This window comes from Streptomyces sp. NPDC046925 (genome assembly GCF_040644915.1).
In the GTDB taxonomy this organism is placed as follows: Bacteria; Actinomycetota; Actinomycetes; order Streptomycetales; family Streptomycetaceae; genus Streptomyces.
The window spans coordinates 158,761-178,690 of the sequence record NZ_JBEYWZ010000013.1; the positions used below are offsets into that span (position 1 = coordinate 158,761).

Below are 19,930 nucleotides of genomic sequence, written 5' to 3' on the forward strand. Positions count from 1 at the left end.
GCTTCACTCCTTATTGAACATCTGACGCAGACTGGGGCGACGGGGAGCGGCAGATTCCTCCGACCACGCAGCGAGCGCGGCCACCGTCGGCAGGTCGAAGATCTTGCGGATGGGGATCTCGATCCCCATCTCGGCGCGGGTGCGGCTGATCAGGCGGGTGGCGAGCAGGGAGTGCCCGCCGAGCTCGAAGAAGCCGTCGTCGATGCCGACCCGGTCCAGGCCGAGCACCTCGGCGAACAGCCCGGCAAGCTCCTTCTCGCGGCCGGTGCGCGGCGCGCGGTACTCGGCGCCGGTGTACTCGGGCTCGGGCAGCGCGGCCCGGTCGAGCTTGCCGTTCGGGGCGAGCGGCAGTTGGTCGAGGACCACGAAGGCGGACGGCACCATGAAGTCCGGCAGCCGCTCCGACACGAAGCCGTGCAGGTCCTTCGCAGCCGGTGCGGGGCGGCCGTCGGCGGCCGTGCCGTCGCCGGCGGCCACGGGTACGACGTAGGCGACGAGTTGCTTGCCCGCCGTGCTGGAGCGCCCGGCGCGGGCGATGACGACGGCCTGCGCGACCTCGGGGTGCGCGGTGAGCGCCGCCTCGACCTCGCCGGGCTCGACGCGGAAGCCGCGCACCTTGACCTGCGTGTCGTCGCGGCCCACGTACTCCAGCTGTCCCGCGTCGTTCCAGCGGGCCAGGTCACCGGTGCGGTACATGCGAGCGCCCGCCGGGCCGAACGGGTCGGCGACGAAGCGCTCCGCGGTCAGTTCGGGGCGGCCATGGTAGCCGCGGCCGACGCTGCCGCCGACGTACAGCTCGCCGACCACGCCGGGCGGCACCGGGGAGAGGCCGGGGCCCAGGACGTAGGTCCGCATGTTGCCGAGCGGGGTGCCGACGGGCGCGCTGCCCGAACCGGGCCGGGTGTCGGCATCGACGGTGAAGGTGGTGGCGTAGAACGACTCGCTCTGCCCGTAGGCGTTGACGACCCGTACGCCCGGGAAGGCCTTGCGGGTCTTCTCGACGAGCGACGAGGGCAGGGCCTCACCGGCGAAGACGACCGTCTCCACGCTGGTACGGCCGGAGATCTCGTCGACGAGTTCGGCGAAGGCGGACGGCACGGTGGAGATGACGCTGCCGTTCCAGCTCTCCCGCTCGCCCAGGACCAGGACGTCGCGGACCACTTCGACGACGCCGCCGGTGGCGAGGGTCGTGAAGATCTCGAACGCCGACACGTCGAAGTTGACGGACGTGCCCGCGAGGAGCCGCTTGCCCTGCTCCAGGCCCACGCGGGAGGCGAGCCGCAGCACGCCGTTGACCACGCATCCGTGGGTGATGGCGACGCCCTTGGGCTTGCCCGTGGAGCCCGAGGTGTACATCACGTACGCCAACTGGTCAGCGTGCAAGCGGAGTTCGGGGGCGGCGGTCTCCGTGGACAGGTCGAGCGTGTCGAGGAAGATGTCCGGGGCTTCGTGCTCCGGCAGCACCGCGACCGTCGCGGAGTCCGTCAGGACGAGCCTCGGCCGCGCCTCCTCGAAGATCGCCTGGAGGCGGTGGCTCGGGTACTTGGGGTCGACCGGGAGGTAGGCGCCGCCCGCCTTGTGGACCGCGAGCAGCGCGACGACCAGATCGGCCGAGCGCGGCAGCGAGACGGCGACGACCGACTCCGGGCCCACCCCGCGTCCGGCCAGTTCCCGCGCCAGGCGGCCGGCGCGGACGTCGAGTTCGCGGTAGGTGAGCGATGTGCCGTCGGCGACCACCGCGGTCTCGTCCGGGGTGCGCGCCACCTGTGCCTCGACGAGCCCGCCGATCGTGACGTCCGGGGTGTGCGCCGCCGTGTCGTTGTACCGGGTGAGCAGCCGGTCGCGTTCGGCCGGGTCCAGGACGTCGATGTGCGCGGCCTTGAGCTCGGGAGTGGCCGCCAGCTGCCGCAGGACGCGCACGAGGCGGGCCGCGAGCACCTCCACCGCGTCCTGGTCGAAGACGTTCTGCGCGTACTGGAAGATGAGCTGGAGGTGCGGGTCGACCGCCGCCATCAGGGTCAGCGGGTAGTTGGTGGCCGTGGAGGGGCGCAGGCCCGTGAAGGCGATTCCGTCAGCGGCGTCGGTGGCGGCGCTGATCCCCTCCTTGTCGACCGGGTACGACTCGAAGACGACCAGCGTGTCGAAGAGGGACGAAAGCCCGACGGACTGCTGGATCTGCGTGAGCCCGTAGTAGTGGTGCTCCAGAAGGCCTGCCTGCCGGCCCTGGAGCCGGGTGAGGACCTCGGCGAGGGTGTCGCCGGGCGCGTACGCGACACGTACGGGAAGGGTGTTGATGAACATCCCGACCATGGAGCCGACGTCCGTCACCGCGGGCGGACGCCCGGAGACGGTGGCTCCGAACACCACGTCCTGGCGGCCGGTGAGCTTGCTGAGCAGCAGCCCCCACGCACCCTGGACCAGGGTGTTGACGGTGACGCCCAGCTCGGCCGCCCGGCGGGAGAGTTCCCGTGCCTCCTCGGCCGGAAGGTCGATCTCCAGCTGGTCGACGCCCTCCGCGCCCGCGTCCTCGGAGCCGGGTGCGAGCAGCGTCGGCTCCTCGACCCCTTCGAGTTCGGCCGCCCACACCCGGGCGGACTCCTCCTCGTCCTGCCGGGCGCGCCAGGCCAGGAACTCGCCGAAGTCGCGGGTGGCGGGCAGCTCCGCGGGGTCACCGCCGGATGCGTAGAGCAGGAGCAGGTCCCGCATCAGCAGGGGGGTGGACCAGCCGTCGATCAGGACGTGATGGGTGGTCAGCACCAGTTCGGCGTGGCCGGGTTCGAGGATGGCGAGGGCGCAGCGCAGCAGCGGCGGGGTGTCCATGTCGAAGTGCGTGGCCCGGTCCTCGGCGAGGAACGCCTCGAACGTGTCGGTACGCTCCGGCTCGTCGACGGCCGTCAGGTCGAGGTACTGCCAGGGCAGGGTCACCGTCCGCGGCACGGCCTGCACCATGTCGCCGTCCGCCCGGTCGACGAACGCCGCCCGGAGGCTGGCGTGGCGTTCCAGGAGTCCCTGCGCGGCGCGGCGCATGCGCTCCGGGTCGACGTCGCCGGACAGGTGGAAGACGAGTTGCATGTGGTAGGCGTCGAAGGACGATCCCGCCAGCATCGTGTGGAAGAGCATCCCGGATTGCAGGGGGGTCGCCGGCCAGATCCTGGACAGCTCGCCGAACCTCTCCTCCCAGGTGTCGATCTCCGCCTGGCCCACCTGGACCAGGGGCGCGTCGCTGGGCGTCAGCCCGCCCGCCTCGGGTGTCGTGGCGTGCCGGGCCAGGGCGGCGAGCGCCTCGCACCACAGTCCGGCCAGTTCGGTGACCTCCTCGCGGCTGAGGACACCGGTCGGGAATCCGAAGTAGGCGGTCAGTTCGTCGCCGTCGGGGGCGCTGGTGGCCACCGCGTTGATCTCCAGGGACGAGAGGACGGTCATGTCCGCGTCCGGTGCGGCGATCAGGTCGCGGTGCGTGGTGTCGGGGGCCCAGCCGAGGCCGCGCAGTTCCTCGGGGATGTCGGCGCGGGAGGAGCGGCCCAGGTAGTTGAACCCGATCCGCGGCTCCGGCCGTCCGGCAAGGGCGGCGGTGGTCCGGGGGTTGAGGTGGCGCAGCAGGCCGTAGCCCATGCCGTTGTCCGGCACCGCGCGCAGTTGCTCCTTGACGGCCTTGATCGCCTGTCCGGCGGCCGGGCCGCCGGCGAACGCGTCCGCCACGTCGATGCCCGCGAGGTCCAGGCGTACCGGGAACATGGCGGTGAACCAGCCGAGCGTGCCCGACAGGTCCGCGCCGGGCACCACGTGCTCCTCGCGGCCGTGTCCTTCGAGGCGCACGAGCGTGGAGGCACCGGACTGGCCCCGCTGCTGGCGCCAGCGTGCGAGCGCCAGTGCGAGCCCGGTGAGGAGACCGTCGTCGGCGCCGGCGCGGAACACCGCGGGCACCGTGTTCAGCAGGGTCTGGGTCACGTCCGTCGGCACCTGGACGCGCACCGTGTCCACGGTGGCCGTGACATCGAGCGCGGGGTCGAGCTCCCGTGCTCCGAGCACCGGCTCGTCCCCGCTCAGGATCTCCTGCCACAGGGGCAGTTCCGCCGTGCGCCGCTCGCCGGTCGCCTCCTCGGAGAGCGCGTGGGCCCAGCGCCGCAGCGAGGTGCCGGGCCCTGCGGGCTCCGGCGCGAGTCCGTCGCGGACGCGCTGCCAGGCGGAGACCAGGTCCGGGAGCAGGACGCGCCACGAGACGCCGTCGACGACCAGGTGGTGCAGGACGATCAGCAGGCGGTCCGCTTCCGTGTCGGAGGTGAACCACACGAACTGCGCCATGACGCCCGCGTCGGGGTCGAGTCGGTCCGCGGCCGCGTCGAGCTCGGCCTGTACGCCGGCTCCGTCGTAGGCAACCCGGGACACCAGCGCACCGGCGTCGACGCTGCCCACCGGCTCCATCCGCAGGCCGGGGTTGACCCGGTCGAGCCGGGAACGCAGTGCGTCGTGCCGGTCGATGACGGCCTGCAGCGTCGCGTGCAGTGTGTCGCGGTCGATGCCGTCGGGCAGGGTCAGCAGCGCGGACATGCAGAACCGGCCGATGCCACCGCTCAGCGCGAGGACGTGTGCCGCGGTCGGCGGCAGCGGAGCCCAGCCCACACCCCCGCCCGGCAGCTCGGCCAGGGTCACGCGCTCCTGGGCCTGCCGGCCCTCGGCCAGCTCCGCGAGCCGCGCGACCGTACGGTGCTCGAAGATCTCCCGCGTGGTGACGAGGACGCCGCGCGTCTTGGCGCGGGCCACGACCTGGATGGAACGGATGCTGTCGCCGCCGCTGGTGAAGAAGTCGTCGTCGACGCCCACCTCTTCGACGTCGAGCACGTCCGCGTACACCTCGGCGAGGACCCGCTGCGTCTCGCCCCGCGCCGCCCGGTACTCGGTGCGGGCGAACTCGGGCTCGGGCAGCGCGGCCCGGTCCAGCTTGCCGTTCGGGGCGAGCGGCAGTTGGTCGAGGACGACGAAGAGGGCGGGCACCATGTAGTCCGGCAGCCGGTCGGCCACGAACCGGCGCAGGTCGGCCACCGTGATGAGGGCGGCCGGGTCGCTCTCGCCGTCGGCGCCCGCCACGGGCGCCACATAGCCGACGAGCCGCGCGCTGCCGGTGTGGTCCTCGCGCACCGTGACCACGGCCTGGCCGACCGCGGGGTGCTGGGCGAGGGCCGTCTCGATCTCGGTCGGCTCGACGCGGATGCCGTTGACCTTCACCTGGGTGTCGGCCCGTCCCGCGTACTTCAGGCGGCCGTTCGCGTCCCACTGCGCCAGGTCGCCGGTGCGGTACATGCGTGCGCCGGGCGGGCCGAACGGGTCGGCGACGAACCGCTCGGCGGTCGTCGCGGCGCTCTGGTGGTAGCCGCGGGCGATCACACCGCCGACGTACAGTTCGCCGATCACGCCGGGCGGGACCGCGGTGAGCTCCGGTCCGAGGACGTGGGCGCGCATGTTGGCCAGCGGCTGTCCGACCGGTATCGCACCGGTCTCGTCCCACTCCTGCGGGAGGGTGAACGTGGCGGCGTAGAAGCTCTCGGTCTGTCCGTAGGCGTTGATGACGCGCACGCCGGGCAGGGCCCGACGCACCTTGCGGACCAGGTCGGCGGAGAGCGCCTCACCGGCGAAGACGACGGTTTCCACGTCGAGTTCGAGGCTGCCGGGGGCGCCGGTGCCGATCTGGTCGAGCAGTGCGGAGAAGACCGCGGGCACGGCGCTGACGGTCGAACCCGACCACGAGCCGCGTTCCGCGAGTTCGAGTACGTCGCGGACGATCTCGACGCTCGCTCCGGACGTGAGCGCGGTGAACACCTCGAAGACGGAGACGTCGAAGTTCACCGAGGTCGCCGCGAGCATCCGGGAGGCCGGCCCGACGCGGGTGCGCCGCCGCAGGTCCCGTACGCCGTTGATCACGCCGCCGTGGGTGATGGCGACGCCCTTGGGCGTGCCGGTCGATCCGGAGGTGAACATCACGTAGGCGAGGTGGTCCGGGCCGATCGGGACGTCCGGGGCGTCGACGGCGGGGCCGTCGAGGCGCACGTCGTCCAGGTAGAGGACCGGCGACCGGGAGCCGGCCACGGTCTGTGCCGTCAGGCGGTCGGTCAGGACCAGTGCCGGTTCGGCCGTGTCGAGCAGGAGGCCGACGCGCGCGGACGGGTACTCGGGGTCGATCGGCAGGTAGGCGCCGCCCGCCTTGAGGACGGCGAGGAGCGCGACCACGAGGTCGGCGGTGCGCGGCAGGGCCACGGCGACCAGGACGTCAGGACCGACGCCGCGCTCGCGCAGGGTCGCGGCAAGGCGGTCGGCGCGGGCCTCCAGCTCTCCGTACGAGAGCTCGGTCTGCCCGGACACCACCGCTGTCGCGTTGGGTATCCGCGCCGCCTGCGCGGATACCAGCTGCGGAATGGTGGACGCCGTCACCGGATCCGCCGTCTCGTTCAGGCGTGCCAGCTGCTCCCGTTCGGCGCCGGTGAGCACGTCCACCCTGCCGAGCCGCGTGCCGGGATCGTCGATCACCTGGCGCAGCACGCGCACATAGCGGTCGACGAGGCTCTGGGCCGTGGAGTGGTCGAAGAGTTCGGTCGCGTACTCGAGGCGTCCGTAGGCGCCTCCGGACGGGGCCGGGACGATGTTGAAGAACAGGTCGAACTTCGCGGTGCCGGTGCCCGCGGGGACGGGGGTGACCCGCAGACCCGGTATCTCGATCGGCGACCACTCGAACTGCCAGGCCAGCATCGTCTGGAACAGCGGCTGGTAGGCGGTGGTGCGGTCCGGGCTGAGGAGTTCCACCAGGCGCTCGAACGGAACGTCCTGGTTGTCGTACGCGGCAAGGGCCCGCTCGCGCACCTGCTCCAGGAGATCGCCGAACGTGGGGTTGTGCGACAGGTCGACGCGCAGCACCCAGGTGTTGGCGAAGAACCCGATCAGATCGTCGAGCTGTTCGTCGGCGCGCCCCTCGATCGGGCTGCCGATCGTCAGGTCGTTGCCGGCGCCGAGGTGGTGCAGGAGCACCGCGAGGACGGTCTGGGCGACCATCGGCGCCGTGGCGCCGTGCCCCGTGGCCAGTTTGCCCACTCCGGCGAGCAGGTCCGCGTCCAGCTCGAAGTCGACGAAGCCGCCGTCGTGGCCGGCCGCCGTCGGCCGCGGCCTGTCCAGCGGCAGCTGCACCGGCTGCGGCACCCCGGCCAATTGCTGTCGCCAGTAGTCCAGCTGACCGGCGGCGACGCTCTGCGGGTCGTCCTCGTCGCCGAGCACCTCGCGCTGCCACAGCGTGTAGTCCTTGTACTGCACCGCCAGCGGGGCCCACTGGGGCGCGTTCCCCTGGTGGCGGGCCGAGTACGCCGACAGCAGGTCGCGTACGAACGGCGCCATCGAGGCGCCGTCCGCGGCGATGTGGTGGAAGACGAACACCAGCACGTGCTCCTGCGCGGACACACGCAGAACGGTGGTGCGCAGCGGGAGTTCGCTCTCCAGGTCGAAGCCCTCGCACGCGGCCCGGTGCGCCGCGGCGTCCACCGCGTCCGCGGCCACGTCGACCACCCGGAACTGGAGGATCGCCTCCTGCGGGGGCACGATCCGCTGCTGCGGGGTGCCGTCCTCGTTCTCGGCGACCAGGGTGCGCAGGCTCTCGTGCCGGGTGACGACGTCCGTCACGGCGGCGGCCAGGGCCGCCGTGTCCAGCGGCCCGTCCAGACGCAGCACGAACGGGATGTTGTAGGTCGCGGACGGCCCCTCCAGTCGGTGGAGGAACCACAGCCGACGCTGGGCGAAGGACAACGGGATCATCGACGCACTCCTACACGTTCATCGGGCGCAGCATCGGGCGCAGCTGGGGTCGGTTCGACGTGGCCAGTTCCTCGATCCGCTCCGCCAGTTGGGCGACGGTCGGACTGCGGAAGATGGTGGTGACCTTCACGTCGACGTTGAGCTCGTTACGGATGCGGCCGATCAGCCGGGTCGCGAGGAGCGAGTGTCCGCCGTGGTCGAAGAAGTCGATGTCGATGCCGACTTCCGCGACCCCGAGCAGCTCGGCGAACAGCCTGCAGAGGACTTCCTCGTTGTGGTCGCGCGGTCCTCGTCCGGTCGCCGTCTCGGTCTGGTCCGGTGCGGGCAGCGCTCCTCGGTCGAGCTTTCCGCTCGGTGTCGTGGGGAACGCGGCCAGCGGCACGATCGCCGAGGGGACCATGTACTCCGGCAGGTGCTCACGGGCCAGGGCCGTCAGGGCCGTCAGGTCGAGTGCCGCCGGGCCCGCCGTGCCGTTGCCCGGCACCACGTAGGCGACGAGCCGCTGATCGTCGGCGCGGTCCTCGCGTACGACGACCACCGCGCCGTCGACGTCCGGGTGCGTGGTGAGCACCTGCTCGATCTCGCCGAGCTCGATGCGGAATCCGCGTACCTTGACCTGGAAGTCGGAGCGGCCGATGTACTCGACCTGGCCTTCCTGGTTCCAGCGCACGACGTCGCCGGTGCGGTACATCCGGGTGCCCGGCTCACCGAAGGGGCAGGCGACGAACCGGTTTGCGGTCAGTGCGCTCTGGCCCAGGTAGCCGCGGGCGAGTCCGGTGCCGGCCAGGTACAGCTCACCGACGACGCCGGGGGCGACCGGGCGCAGCGCCGAGTCCAGTACGTACACCTGCGTGTTCCACACCGGTGCGCCGATCGGCACCCGGTCCGCACCCGGTATGTGCTGCCATGCCGTGACCTCGACGGATGCCTCGGTGGGCCCGTAGAGGTTGTGCACCCCGCAGCCGGGCAGCAGGTCGACGACCTTGTTGGCGAGCGCGGCGGGGAACGCCTCGCCCGCGACTTCGATCCAGCGCAGGCTGTGGCACTCCTTGGCAGAGGGTTCGGTGACGAACACCTCGAGCAGGGAGGGCACGAAGTCCGCGCCGGTCACCCCCTCGCGCTGGATCAGGTCGGCGAGGTAGGCCGGGTCGCGGCGGCCGTCCGGACGCGCGATGACGATGGCGGCACCGACCTGGAGCGGCGCGAACAGCTCGGGCACCGACACGTCGAAGCTCGCGGTCGTGCTCAGGAGCACCCGGTCGTCGACGCCGACGTCGAAGTGCGCGAGGCCCCACTTCAGCCGGTTCATGATCGACCGGTGGGCCACCTGCACGCCCTTGGGTCCGCCGGTGGAGCCGGAGGTGTAGATGACGTACGCGGCGTTGTCGGGGGTCAGCGTGCGCCGCGGGTTCTCCTGTGCGTAACCGGACACGTCCGGGAGGTCCGCGTCGAGCACCAGGAGCGGTCGTGCGCTGTCCAGGACGTGCCGCACCCGGTCCTCGGGCAGTTCGGGGTCCACCGGCAGATAGGCAGCGCCGGCCTTCACCACCGCGTAGAGGGCGACCAGCAGGTCCACGGAGCGGGGGATCTTCACCGCGACCAGCGTCTCGGGGCCCGCGCCCTGCTCGATCAGCCAGTGCGCGAGCCGGTTGGCGCGCCGGTTGAACTCGCCGTACGTCAGCCTCTCCTGCTCGCCGATCAGTGCCACGCGCTCCGGGTCGCGCTCCACCTGTGCCTCGAAGGCGCCCGGCAGGGTGTCCGCGGCGACCGGGTGTGCCGTGTCGTTGACCCGGCGCACCAGCCAGTCCCGCTCCTCGTCCGAGAGGACCTCGAGGGCGCCGACGGGCGTCTTGGGGTCGTCGAGGACCTGGTCGAGCACCCGCACGAGCCGGTCGGCGATCTCCTCGGCCGCGTCGCGCTCGTAGAGGTCGCGCTGGTAGTCGAGGGAGAGCCGCAGGTAGGGGTCGGAGGAGTTGAGGGTGAGGGGGTAGTGCGAGCCCGCGAAGGGGCGGATGGCGTCGATCGTGAAGCCCGCCGACGCGTTCGCCTCGACGATGCCCTCACGGTCGATCGGGTAGTTCTCGAACACGACGATCGTGTCGAAGAGTGCGGGCAGTCCGACGCCTCGCTGGATGTCGGCGAGCCCGTAGTAGTGGTGGTCGAGCAGGGCGATCTGGCGGTCCTGGAGCCCGGTGATGACATCGCCGACGCTGTGGTCGGGGCGGCAGAACACGCGGATCGGCAGGGTGTTGACGAACAGGCCGACCATTTCGTCGGAGCCGGGCAGGTCCGCCGGGCGGCCGTTGACGGCCGCGCCGAACACCACGTCCTGCTGTCCGGTGAGCTTCGAGAGCACGATCGCCCACGCGCCTTGCAGGAGCGTGTTCAGCGTGACCCCGAGTTCCGCGGCACGCCGGGCGAGTTCGCGCCCCTTGTCGATGGACAGCGGGACCTCGACCCGTCCCAGCGCGGACGCTTCGCCCTTGCGGGGGGTGTCGGCGGCCACGAGGGTCGGCTGGTCGAAGTCGGCGAGCTGCTCGTTCCAGCGGGCGGCCGACGCCTCCCGGTCCTGTGCGCCGAGCCAGGCCAGGTAGTCGCCGTAGCTGCGGACCGGGCTGAGGTCGCGGGGGGCCTCGGCGTACAGCCGGATCAGGTCCTTGATCACCAGCGGCGACGACCAGCCGTCGAACAGGGTGTGGTGCGCCGTCATGATGAGCTTGGCCTGCTGCGGCCCGCAGGTGAGCAGTGCCAGGCGGATCAACGGCGGCCGGGTGGGGTCGAGTTGGTCGGCCCGGTCGTCGGCGAGCGCCTGGTCGAGCGCGGTGTCCTGCTCGGCCTCGCTGCGGCCGGTCAGGTCGATGTGCCGCCAGGGCAGGGCCACGTGTTCCGCGACGACCTGCACCGGGTCGCCGTCGGCGCCCGCGAGGAACGCGGAGCGCAGGTTCGGGTACCGCTCCAGGAGCGCTTGTCCGGCCGCCCGCATGCGCGCCGGGTCCACGTGTCCGGACAGGTGCAGCACGAACTGCATGTGGTAGACGTCGAAGGACCCGTCGGCGAGCGCGGCCTGGAACTGGATGCCGGACTGTCCGGGCGCCTGCGGCCACACCTCGACGAGGCGGCCGTAGCTGTCCTCCCAGGCGTCGATCTCGTACTGCTTCACCGAGACCAGCGGGGCGTCCGAGGGCGTGAGCCCGCCGATCCCCGGGCGTTCGGCGTGCGCGGCCATGCCGTGCAGCACCTCGACCCACAGTTCGGCCAGCTCGGTGGCCCGCTCGCGGGTCAGCACTCCGGTGGGGAACATGAAGGCCGTCTGGAGCCGGACGCCGCCGTCGGCGTCGGTGGCGACCGAGTTGACCTCCAGGGCGGACAGCGCGGGCAGGTCCGCGTCGGGCGCCGGGATCAGGTCGGCGGTCCAGGAGGCCGGGCCCCAGCCGTTCGCACGCAGGTGCTCGGGCACGTCGGAGCCGGAGATCCGGCCGAGGTAGTTGAAGCCGATCTGCGGCGCCGGGTAGTCGGCGAGCTGTGTCTCGGTCTCCGGGTTCAGGTAGCGCAGCAGCCCGTATCCCAGGCCCTTGTCCGGGACTCCGCGCAGCTGCTCCTTGACCAGCTTGATGGCCCGGCCCGCCGCGGGGCCGCCGGCCAGCACGTCGGCCAGGTCCACTCCCCGCACGTCGACCCGCGCCGGGTACATGGCGGTGAACCAGCCCAGGGTCCGGGAGAGATCGGCGCCGGGGACGACGTCCTCCTCGCGGCCGTGTCCCTCCAGGCGGACCAGGGTCGATCCTTCGGCGCCGCGCCACCGGTCCACCGCCAGGGCGAGCGCGGCGAGCAGCACGTCGGTGCCGGTGCTCTTGAACGCGGCGGGGAGCTTGTTCAGCACCGCCTCGGTGACGTCGGCGGGCAGCTGGACCCGCACGGTGTCGAGCGTGGACATCGTGTCGACGGCCGGGTCGAACGCGCGCGTGCCGAGCGCCGCGTCGGGCGCCTCCAGCGTGTCGCGCCAGTGGTCGAGTTCGGCTTCCCGCTCCGGCGAGAGCGCCTCGTCCTCCAGCGCCGACGCCCAGCGGCGGGCCGATGTGCCGACCGCGGGCAGCTCGGGCGCCTTGCCGGTGCTGATCTGCTGCCAGGCCTCGGCGAAGTCGGACATGAGGATGCGCCAGGAGACGCCGTCGACCACCAGGTGGTGGAGGACCACGAGCAGGCGGCCCGCGCCCGATCCGGCGGCGAACCAGACGAAGTCCGCCATGGTCCCGGCTTCCGGGGCCAGTCGTCCGACCGAGTCGTCCAGCTCCGCCTGCGCGGCTCGGAGCGACGCGGGCTCGTCCCACCGGCCGTCGCACTCGACCCGGTGGATCAGGTCCGCCGCCCGGACGGCGCCCTGCGGGCGTACGTCGAGGGAGAGTTCGTCGCCGCGCACCAGTCGGGCGCGCAGCAGGTCGTGCCGGTCGAGTACGGCGTCGAGGGTCGCGGCGAGGCCGCTCGCGTCGATGCCGTCGGGCAGCTCGAACACCATCGACATGGCGAACCGGTCGGTCCCGCCACCGTGCTCGAAGATGTGCTTGGCCACGGGCTGCAGCGGCATCGGTCCGACGCCGCCGGTCGCGTCCTCCGCGAGCGCGGGAATCTGGTCCCGGCGTGCGGAGGCGACCTCGGCGAGGCGGGCCGCCGTACGGCACTCAAAGATCTCCCGGGTGGAGAGGACGAGGCCGCGGGCCCGGGTCCGTGCCACGACCTGGATCGACCGCAGGCTGTCGCCGCCCACCGCGAAGAAGTCGTCGTCGACACCGATCCGGTCGGCGCCGAGCACGTCCGCGTAGGCCGCGGTGATGATCTTCTCGGCCTCGGTGCGCGGCTCCCGGTAGGTCTCGCCGAGGAACTCGGGTTCGGGCAGCGCGGACCGGTTCAGCTTGCCGGTCGGGCCCAGCGGCAGCCGGCCGAGGGCCACGAAGGCGGAGGGCACCATGTAGTCGGGCAGCCGGGCCGCGACGAACTTGCGCAGTTCGGCGGCCGAGGCCCCGGACTGCACGTCGACGTCGCCGATGCCGCCGGCGCCGTCGTCACCGACGGCGCCTTCGCCGGTGTGCACGACGTACGCGACGAGCTGCTTCCCGCCGGAGGGCACTTCGCGGCTGATGACCACGGCCTCGCTGATGCCGGGGTGCCCGGTGATCGCCGTCTCGACCTCGGCGGTCTCGATGCGGAAGCCGCGGACCTTGACCTGGCCGTCGCCGCGGCCGATGCACTCCAGTTGGCCGTCGGCGTTCCAGCGGGCCAGGTCTCCGGTGCGGTACATCCGCTCGCCCGCGGGGCCGAAGGGGTTGGCCACGTAGCGCTCGGCGGTCAGGACGGGACGGTCGTGGTAGCCGCGGCCCAGGCAGGTGCCGACGACGTAGAGCTCGCCGATCACGCCCTGCGGGACCGGGGCGAGGCCGGGGCCAAGGACGTAGGCGCGCATGTTGCCCAGCGGGGTGCCGATGGGCGCGACCTCGTTCTCCGTCCACTCCGTGGAGGGAGCGAGGGAGAAGGTGGTGGCGTAGAAGCTCTCGCTCTGTCCGTAGGAGTTGACGATCTGCACGCCGGGCAGGGCCTCGCGGACCTGGCGCACCAGGCGGGCCGGGAGCACGTCGCCCGCGAAGACGACCGTACGCACGTCGCTGGTCTTGTCGAGGTGGGCGACCAGTTCGCCGAGCACCGAGGGGACCGCGCTGATGACCTGGCCGTCCCAGCTGTCGCGCTCGGCGAGCGCGAGGGCGTTGGGCACCACTTCGGCGATGCCGCCGGTGGTCAGGGTGGTGAGGAGCTCGAAGACCGAGACGTCGAAGTTGACCGAGGTGCCGGCCAGCATGCGCCAGCCGGGGGGTGCGTCGAGAACGCCGAGAACACCGACCAGTTCCCGCACGCCGTTGACGACGTTGCGGTGGGTGATCGCGGCGCCCTTGGGCTTGCCCGTGGAGCCGGAGGTGTACATGACGTAGGCGAGGTTGTCGGGGCCGAGTTGCGCCGTGCGGCGCGTGTCGCCCTGCGCTTGGCCCGGTCCGCCCCATTCGGCGCGGTGGTCGAGGTTGATGCTCGCCATGTCGTTCTGCGGCAGCTGCTGCCAGGTCGCGGTGTCGGTGACCACGAAGCGCGGGCGTGCCTCGGCGAGGACGCCTTCGGCACGGGCGCCGAGGTACTGCGGGTCCATCGGCAGGTAGGCGGCACCGGACTTGAGGATGCCGAGCAGGCCGACGACCAGGTCCTCCGTGCGCGGCAGCGCGAGGACCACCAGGTCTTCCGGGGACGCTCCGCGCCGGACGAGCTCACGGGCGACGTCGTCCGCGCGCTCGTCGAGCTCGCGGTAGGTCAGTGTCCGGCCGTCGCACTCGATGGCCGGGGCGTCGGGCGTCCGGGCCACCTGGCTCTCGAACAGCTCCGGGAGCGTCAGCTCGGAGAGCTCGGTGGCGCTGTCGTTGAACCGGGTGAGCAGCAGGTCCCGCTCGTCGTCGTCCAGTACGTCGACGGCGCCGATGGTGCGTCCCGAGTCGGCCACGAGGCGGCTCAGTACGCGCACGAACCGATTCGCGAGGTCCTCGACCGTGCCCCTGTCGAAGAGGGCGGTGGAGTACTCCAGGCGGACTCCCGCGCCGCCCGCGCCGTTCGGGACCATGTTGAAGAACAGGTCGAACTTGGCCGTTCCGGTCTCGATCGGATCGACCTCGACGTCGAGTCCGGCGAACTCCAGTTCCCCCAGCGGCTCCTGCCAGGCGAGCATCACCTGGAAGAACGGGCTGTAGGCGGTGGAACGGTCCGGGTTCAGGAGCTCCACGAGCCGCTCGAACGGCATGTCCTGGTTGTCGTACGCGCCGAGCGACCTGTCCCGCACCCGGTCGAGCAGCTGCCCGAAGGTCGGGTTGCCGGAGAGGTCGACGCGCAGCACCCAGGTGTTGACGAAGAACCCGACGAGGTCGCGCAGTTCCTCGTCCGTGCGACCCGCGATCGGCGCGCCGATCGGCACGTCGTCACCGCAGCCGAGGTGGTGCAGGAGCACCGCAAGGGCCGAGTGCATGACCATGGAGACGGTGATGTCCTGCTCGGCCGCCAGTTTCTCCACGGCCGTGAGCAGGTCGGGTTCGATCGTGAACTGGACCAGGTCGCCGTCGGAGCTCTTCGCGCCGCGACGCGGACGGTCGGTGGGCAGCGCGAGGGGCTGCGCCAGATCGGCCAGGGTCTCGCGCCAGTAGGACAGTTGCCGGGCCGCGAGGCTGTCCGGGTCGGACTCGTCGCCGAGCACGTCCTGCTGCCACAGCGTGTAGTCCGCGTACTGCACGGGGAGCGGCTCCCACACCGGGGCGCTGCCCTGGCCGCGCGCGGAGAACGCCGAGGAGAGATCGCGCAGGAGCGGGCCCAGGGACTCCCCGTCCAGGGCGATGTGGTGCACCACCAGGACCAGCGTGTGCTCGCGCGGTCCGCACCGCACGAGCCTGGCGCGGATCGGCACGTCGGTGGCCAGGTCGAAGGTCTGCTTGGCCGCCTCGTCGACCGCCGCCGCCCGCTCCTGCCGCGTGACCTCGACGACCGGCAGGCCGAACGGCTTGTCGCCGGCCGCGAGGACCTCCTGGTGCGGTACGCCGTCGTCGCCCTCGACGATCACCGTGCGCAGGACCTCGTGCCTGTCGATGACATCGCGGAACGCCGCCTGAAGCGCTTCCACGTTCAGCTCACCGGTCAGCCGCAGGGCGAACGCGCCGTTGTAGGTCGGCGAAGGGCCTTCGAACCGGTCCACGAACCACAGCCGGCGCTGCGCGAACGACAACGGGATCATTGTGTCTCCAATATCGGCAAACCAGGGAGCGGGTCGGGTCACTCAGCTCTGGTCGAGCAGGGTCAAGAGTTCGTCGTTGTAGAAGTCGTCGATGGAGCACGCCCCCGACAGCGTCGAGAAGTACCGGTCGATCTGTTCCTGGTGTCCGACCAGCTTCCGCAGCATCTCGGCCCGCCCCTCGGGCTTGAGTTCGGCCACGTTGAGCGCGCCCTGGTAGTGGTTGAGGGCCTCGTTGCTCAGCTCGTTCTCGTAGCGCCGCAGCGCCGTCTTGAGCGCGGCGTCGTCGTGCAGCCCCTGACCGATCTGGTCGGTGAGCGACTGGGCCTGGACGAAGGCCTCGGTGATGCCGCGGGCGGTGATGGAGTCCTTGTGGGTCACGGCGTCGCCGACCAGCGCCCAGCCGGGGCCGTAGGCCTTGCGGAAGTAGTTCTCCTGGTGGCCGGTGCCGTACAGCTGCTCCTCGCGCTTGCCCTCCTGCATCCGCTCCCACAGCTCGGGGGCCGTCGTGCGGAAGGCGTCGAGGTAGGCCGGTTCGACGTCCTTGCGGATCTGGCCGAAGTCGGCCTGCGGGAAGTAGGCCATGAGCAGCGTGAGGTCGTCGTTGGTGGGCAGGACGCCGATCCAGCGTCCCGGCCGGTCGTACAGCTCGAAGTGCGCGGGGACCCCGGACCAGTAGCTGTAGTAGGTGCAGGTCAGGCGCGGGTGCTCGATGACGTTCTGCGCGCCTGCCTTGCGGGCGACCACGGAGCGCATGCCGTCCGCGCCCACGACGAGGCGTGCCCGCTCCGTCGTCTGGACGCCGCCGGGCGTGGTGTACCGCACGCCGACGACCCGGTCGTCCTCGAAGACCAGGTCGTTGACCGCGCAGCCCTGGCGGAAGTCGACGCCGGCCGCCACGGCACCCTCGGCGAGGATGGGGTCGAGCACGTAGCGCCGGGGCGCGTAGGTGGTGCGCAGGCCGTCGATCGGCAGGGAGAAGCCCTCGATGCGGACATCGGGCCCCTCGTAGCTCTGGTGGGTGATCGGCGTGCAGCCCGCGTCGCGGATCTTGTCGAGCAGCCCCCACCGGTTGAGCAGCGCCACGCCCTGCAGGTGCAGGTAGTGCGACGACAGCGTGTCCTGCGGGAAGCGCGCTTTCTCAAGAAGCAGGACTCGATATCCCTGCTGCGCGAAAAGCATGGCCGTCGGCGAACCCGCACAACGGGCACCTATGACAATTACGTCGTACATGGCACCTCTCCAACCGAGTGGTTTTTTGGATTCCAACGGCCGCAGCCGGGCATAAAGAAAATGCTAGCCGTGCGAACTCGCGGGATAAATACACATGGGACCTGCGGGTGTCCCGCCGGCGGGACACCCGCAGACGCCCGGAACACCTGCTGCTACGGGGCGGTTACCGCACCCAGTGATTCGATGTACTCGGAGATCGATGCCACGGTCGGGTTGAGGAACATCTGGTCCATGGGGACCTCGACGTCCAGCTCCTCGATGAACGCACCCTGGATCTTGACCATGATCAGGGACTGGCCGCCAAGGGTGAAGAAATCATCGTCGACCGATATGTCGTCACGCTGCAATTCCCGGCACCAAATGGCGCGCACGCTGTCGGCAATCATCACAGTCCTCTCGATTTTCAAACAAGGTCCGGCAAGTCCGTCGGCTATGCCGCCGTGCCGATTTCGGCGTCCTGCTTCCGGCATGTTTCGACGAGGGCTGCGCGGTCCACTTTCCCGTGCGGGCTGAGCGGAATTCGCAGAATGTTCATGAACCTGGCCGGAACCATGTTCCGGGGCAGGGTCCGCAGCAGGCGGGTGCGCAGGTCGTCCTCGGTCAGATCGTTGCCCGAGGGGACGACGAACGCGGTCAGTTCGGCCTCGCCGGCGTCGGTGTAGGTGACCACCACGGCGGCCTCCCTGACCCCGGACAGCCTGCCGAGCGCGCGCTCGATGTCGGTGGGGTCGATGCGCATGCCGCGCACCTTCACCTGTGCGTCCATCCGTCCGGCGACGATGAGTTCACCGGCCTCGCTGACGTGGCCGCGGTCGCCGGTGCGGTACAGGCGGCGCGGCTCGCCGTCGACGACGAGCGTCGTGAACTTGGCGTTCTCGGGTCCGCTGCCGCCCAGGTAGCCGGCGCCGACGCTGGCCCCGGAGATGCAGATCTCGCCGGACTCCCCCGCGCCGACCTCGCGCAGGTCCTCGTCGAGGAGGTGGATGTCGGTGTTGTACGCGGGCCTGCCGACCGGTGCGACCTCGTGCTCGCCGGGGCGGTACCCCGCCAGGTCGTAGGAGGTCGCGACGTCCGTGCACTCGGCGACGCCGTACTGGTGCAGGAGGGTGCACGTATTGCCCTCGCGGCGCGCCCAGTTGGTGAGCCGCTCCACCTTGAGCGCTTCCCCGCCGAACAGCACGTAGTCGAGCTTGGTGAGCGCGTCACCGCCGCGTGCGGTCTCCCAGTCGATCAGGAGGTAGAGCGTGCTCGACGCGCAGTGCACGACGCGGATGTCGTGCTCCTTCAGCATGCGGTAGGCCATCATCGCGTCGAAGTTGCGGCTCGCCAGCAGGTGCTGGGTGGCGCCGCAGAACAGCGGTGTCATCAGGGCGCGCTGGGAGAGGTCGAAGCCGAAGGCGCTGACGACCAGGTTGTTCGAGCCGCTGTGCAGGCCGTATTCGAGCGTGAGCCAGTTCATCAGGTTGAACCAGCCCTCGTGCCGTACCGCGGTCAGCTTCGGCGTGCCGGTCGAACCGGACGTGAAGACCGCGTAGCACACGTCGTCCCCGGTGACGGCGACCTCGGGGGCGCTCGCCGGGAGGGCCGCCAGCTCGCCGGAGAGCTGCTCCAGGTCGATGACGTCGACGCTCGCCGACTCGACCATCCCGGCGGTCGCCGGCGATGCCACGATCAGGGCGAGGTCGGGCACCTGGCCGAGCAGCAGCTGGAGGCGCTGGGCCGGATAGGCCGGGTCGAAGGGCACATAGGCCGCGCCTGCCTTGAGCGTGCCGAGGATGGCGACGAGCAGGTCGATCGAGTAGTCGAGGCAGACGCCGACCTTGGCGCCCCGGCCGTGTCCGCGCGCGGCGAGAAACCGCGCGAACCGGTTGGCCCTGACGTCCAGCTCCGCGTACGTGACCTGCTGTCCCGCCCAGACCACCGCGACGGCGTCGGGAGCGGCCGCCACGTTCGCCTCGAACTGTTTGTGGACGACGGGCGCCGGCGGCAGGGCGACGCGCTTTCCCTGAAGGATCATCAACTGACTCCGATGCGATGTGAGGTGGCTACGCGGTCTGCCGATCGGCGGTTTCGAGAACCCGGGTCACCCACGCGTCGACGGACAGACCGTGCGCGGCGGCGGCCTTCGAGTAGTAGTCGAGTTGTCCCGCGGACAGCTCGATGGTGAGCGTGGTGACCTTCTGCTGGCGCCGTTCGGCGGCTGCCGAAGTGTCAAGGCGCGGCACTTCCTGCTGCTCGGCGACCTCGGCGTCCCGGGCGGCCTGGTCGGCCCGGGCAGCCTGGTCAGCCTGGTCAGAGTCCGCCGTTTCGCTCTGCACGGCGAGGCTGGCACGGACCGCCCTGCGCAGTTCGTTGCGCGACCACTTCTGCTGTTCGGCCTTGCGCAGCCAGTAGTCCTGCTCCGGCGGCGAGAGACGGGTCACTTCGGCGTGGTGGGCGAAGCTCAGGCTGTCGCGCCTGCGCTGCTGCTCGAACCGCCGGGCCACCCACGCGTAGTTGCGCAGGGTCTGGTAGTCGAGCCCCGTGCGCTCTATGGCCTCCTTGTACCGCCGCCACCCGTAGGCGGACTCCCCGTAGAGCAGCCAGTCGCCGAGCCACCACGCGGAGGAGTTCACCAGCTCGCGCAGGTTGGTCCCGATGCGCTCCCATGCCTGCTCGGGCATGTTCTGCGGGAAGGTCATCCCCGTCTTCTGGACCTTTGCCTGCCCGCCCAGGAAGGACAGGACCACGTCGCGCTGCGCCAGGTCATCGCTGGTGCCCACCGGCTTCGTCTTGTACCTGCTCGCGGTTCTCACAGCGCCCGTCACAACCTTCAACTCCCCACTCAGCGTGTCTTCCTGGGCGTACTACCGATCACTCGACTGCGTCCGGGCGGCGGTCAGTCCGCGGCCATGGCCTCGCGCAGGCTCTTGGGGCGCAGGTCGGTCCAGTTCTGCTCGACGTACTCCAGGCACTCGGCCCTGGACGCCTCGCCGAAGACCGTGCGCCAGCCGGCGGGAACCTCGGAGAACGCGGGCCACAGGGAGTGCTGCTCCTCGTCGTTGATCACGACGTAGAAGCGGCCGTCCTCGTCATCGAAAGGGTTCGTGCTCAACGGGCACCGTCCTTAAG

Annotated in this window: 7 protein-coding genes; all 7 read right to left on the reverse strand. The window is 71.1% G+C overall.

Annotated elements, in window-relative coordinates; genetic code table 11:
* Positions 1 to 3: 3 nt before the first annotated feature.
* Positions 4 to 7,788, reverse strand: a complete 7,785-nt coding sequence (locus ABZ906_RS37060) for an amino acid adenylation domain-containing protein (protein WP_361390281.1) — start codon at positions 7,786 to 7,788, stop codon at positions 4 to 6.
* A gap of 10 nt (positions 7,789 to 7,798) precedes the next feature.
* Positions 7,799 to 15,589 (reverse strand): amino acid adenylation domain-containing protein, encoded by a 7,791-nt coding sequence (locus ABZ906_RS37065; protein WP_361390283.1) that lies wholly within the window; start codon positions 15,587 to 15,589, stop codon positions 7,799 to 7,801.
* A gap of 42 nt (positions 15,590 to 15,631) precedes the next feature.
* A complete protein-coding gene (locus ABZ906_RS37070) occupies positions 15,632 to 16,819 on the reverse strand; it encodes an NAD(P)/FAD-dependent oxidoreductase (protein WP_361197429.1) in 1,188 nt (395 codons plus the stop codon).
* A 152-nt stretch (positions 16,820 to 16,971) separates the two neighbouring features.
* Positions 16,972 to 17,205: a phosphopantetheine-binding protein gene (locus tag ABZ906_RS37075; protein WP_190085895.1), complete on the reverse strand. Its 234-nt coding sequence runs from the start codon at positions 17,203 to 17,205 to the stop codon at positions 16,972 to 16,974.
* A gap of 44 nt (positions 17,206 to 17,249) precedes the next feature.
* Positions 17,250 to 18,836 (reverse strand): amino acid adenylation domain-containing protein, encoded by a 1,587-nt coding sequence (locus ABZ906_RS37080; protein WP_361390285.1) that lies wholly within the window; start codon positions 18,834 to 18,836, stop codon positions 17,250 to 17,252.
* 28 nt (positions 18,837 to 18,864) lie between these two features.
* Complete coding sequence (locus tag ABZ906_RS37085) at positions 18,865 to 19,614, reverse strand: LmbU family transcriptional regulator (RefSeq protein WP_361390287.1); 750 nt, start codon at positions 19,612 to 19,614, stop codon at positions 18,865 to 18,867.
* 83 nt (positions 19,615 to 19,697) lie between these two features.
* Positions 19,698 to 19,913, reverse strand: coding sequence for an MbtH family protein (locus ABZ906_RS37090; RefSeq protein ID WP_361197438.1), 216 nt, complete (start codon positions 19,911 to 19,913; stop codon positions 19,698 to 19,700).
* Between the last annotated feature and the right edge of the window lie 17 nt (positions 19,914 to 19,930).

What these genes read in the sequence shown, in the direction of transcription:
- ABZ906_RS37080 (WP_361390285.1), bottom strand. Translation starts at nt 18,836, where the DNA reads ATGATCCTTCAGGGAAAGCGCGTCGCCCTGCCGCCGGCGCCCGTCGTC.
- ABZ906_RS37060 (WP_361390281.1), bottom strand. Translation starts at nt 7,788, where the DNA reads ATGATCCCGTTGTCCTTCGCCCAGCGTCGGCTGTGGTTCCTCCACCGA.
- ABZ906_RS37065 (WP_361390283.1), bottom strand. Translation starts at nt 15,589, where the DNA reads ATGATCCCGTTGTCGTTCGCGCAGCGCCGGCTGTGGTTCGTGGACCGG.
- ABZ906_RS37070 (WP_361197429.1), bottom strand. Translation starts at nt 16,819, where the DNA reads ATGTACGACGTAATTGTCATAGGTGCCCGTTGTGCGGGTTCGCCGACG.
- ABZ906_RS37075 (WP_190085895.1), bottom strand. Translation starts at nt 17,205, where the DNA reads ATGATTGCCGACAGCGTGCGCGCCATTTGGTGCCGGGAATTGCAGCGT.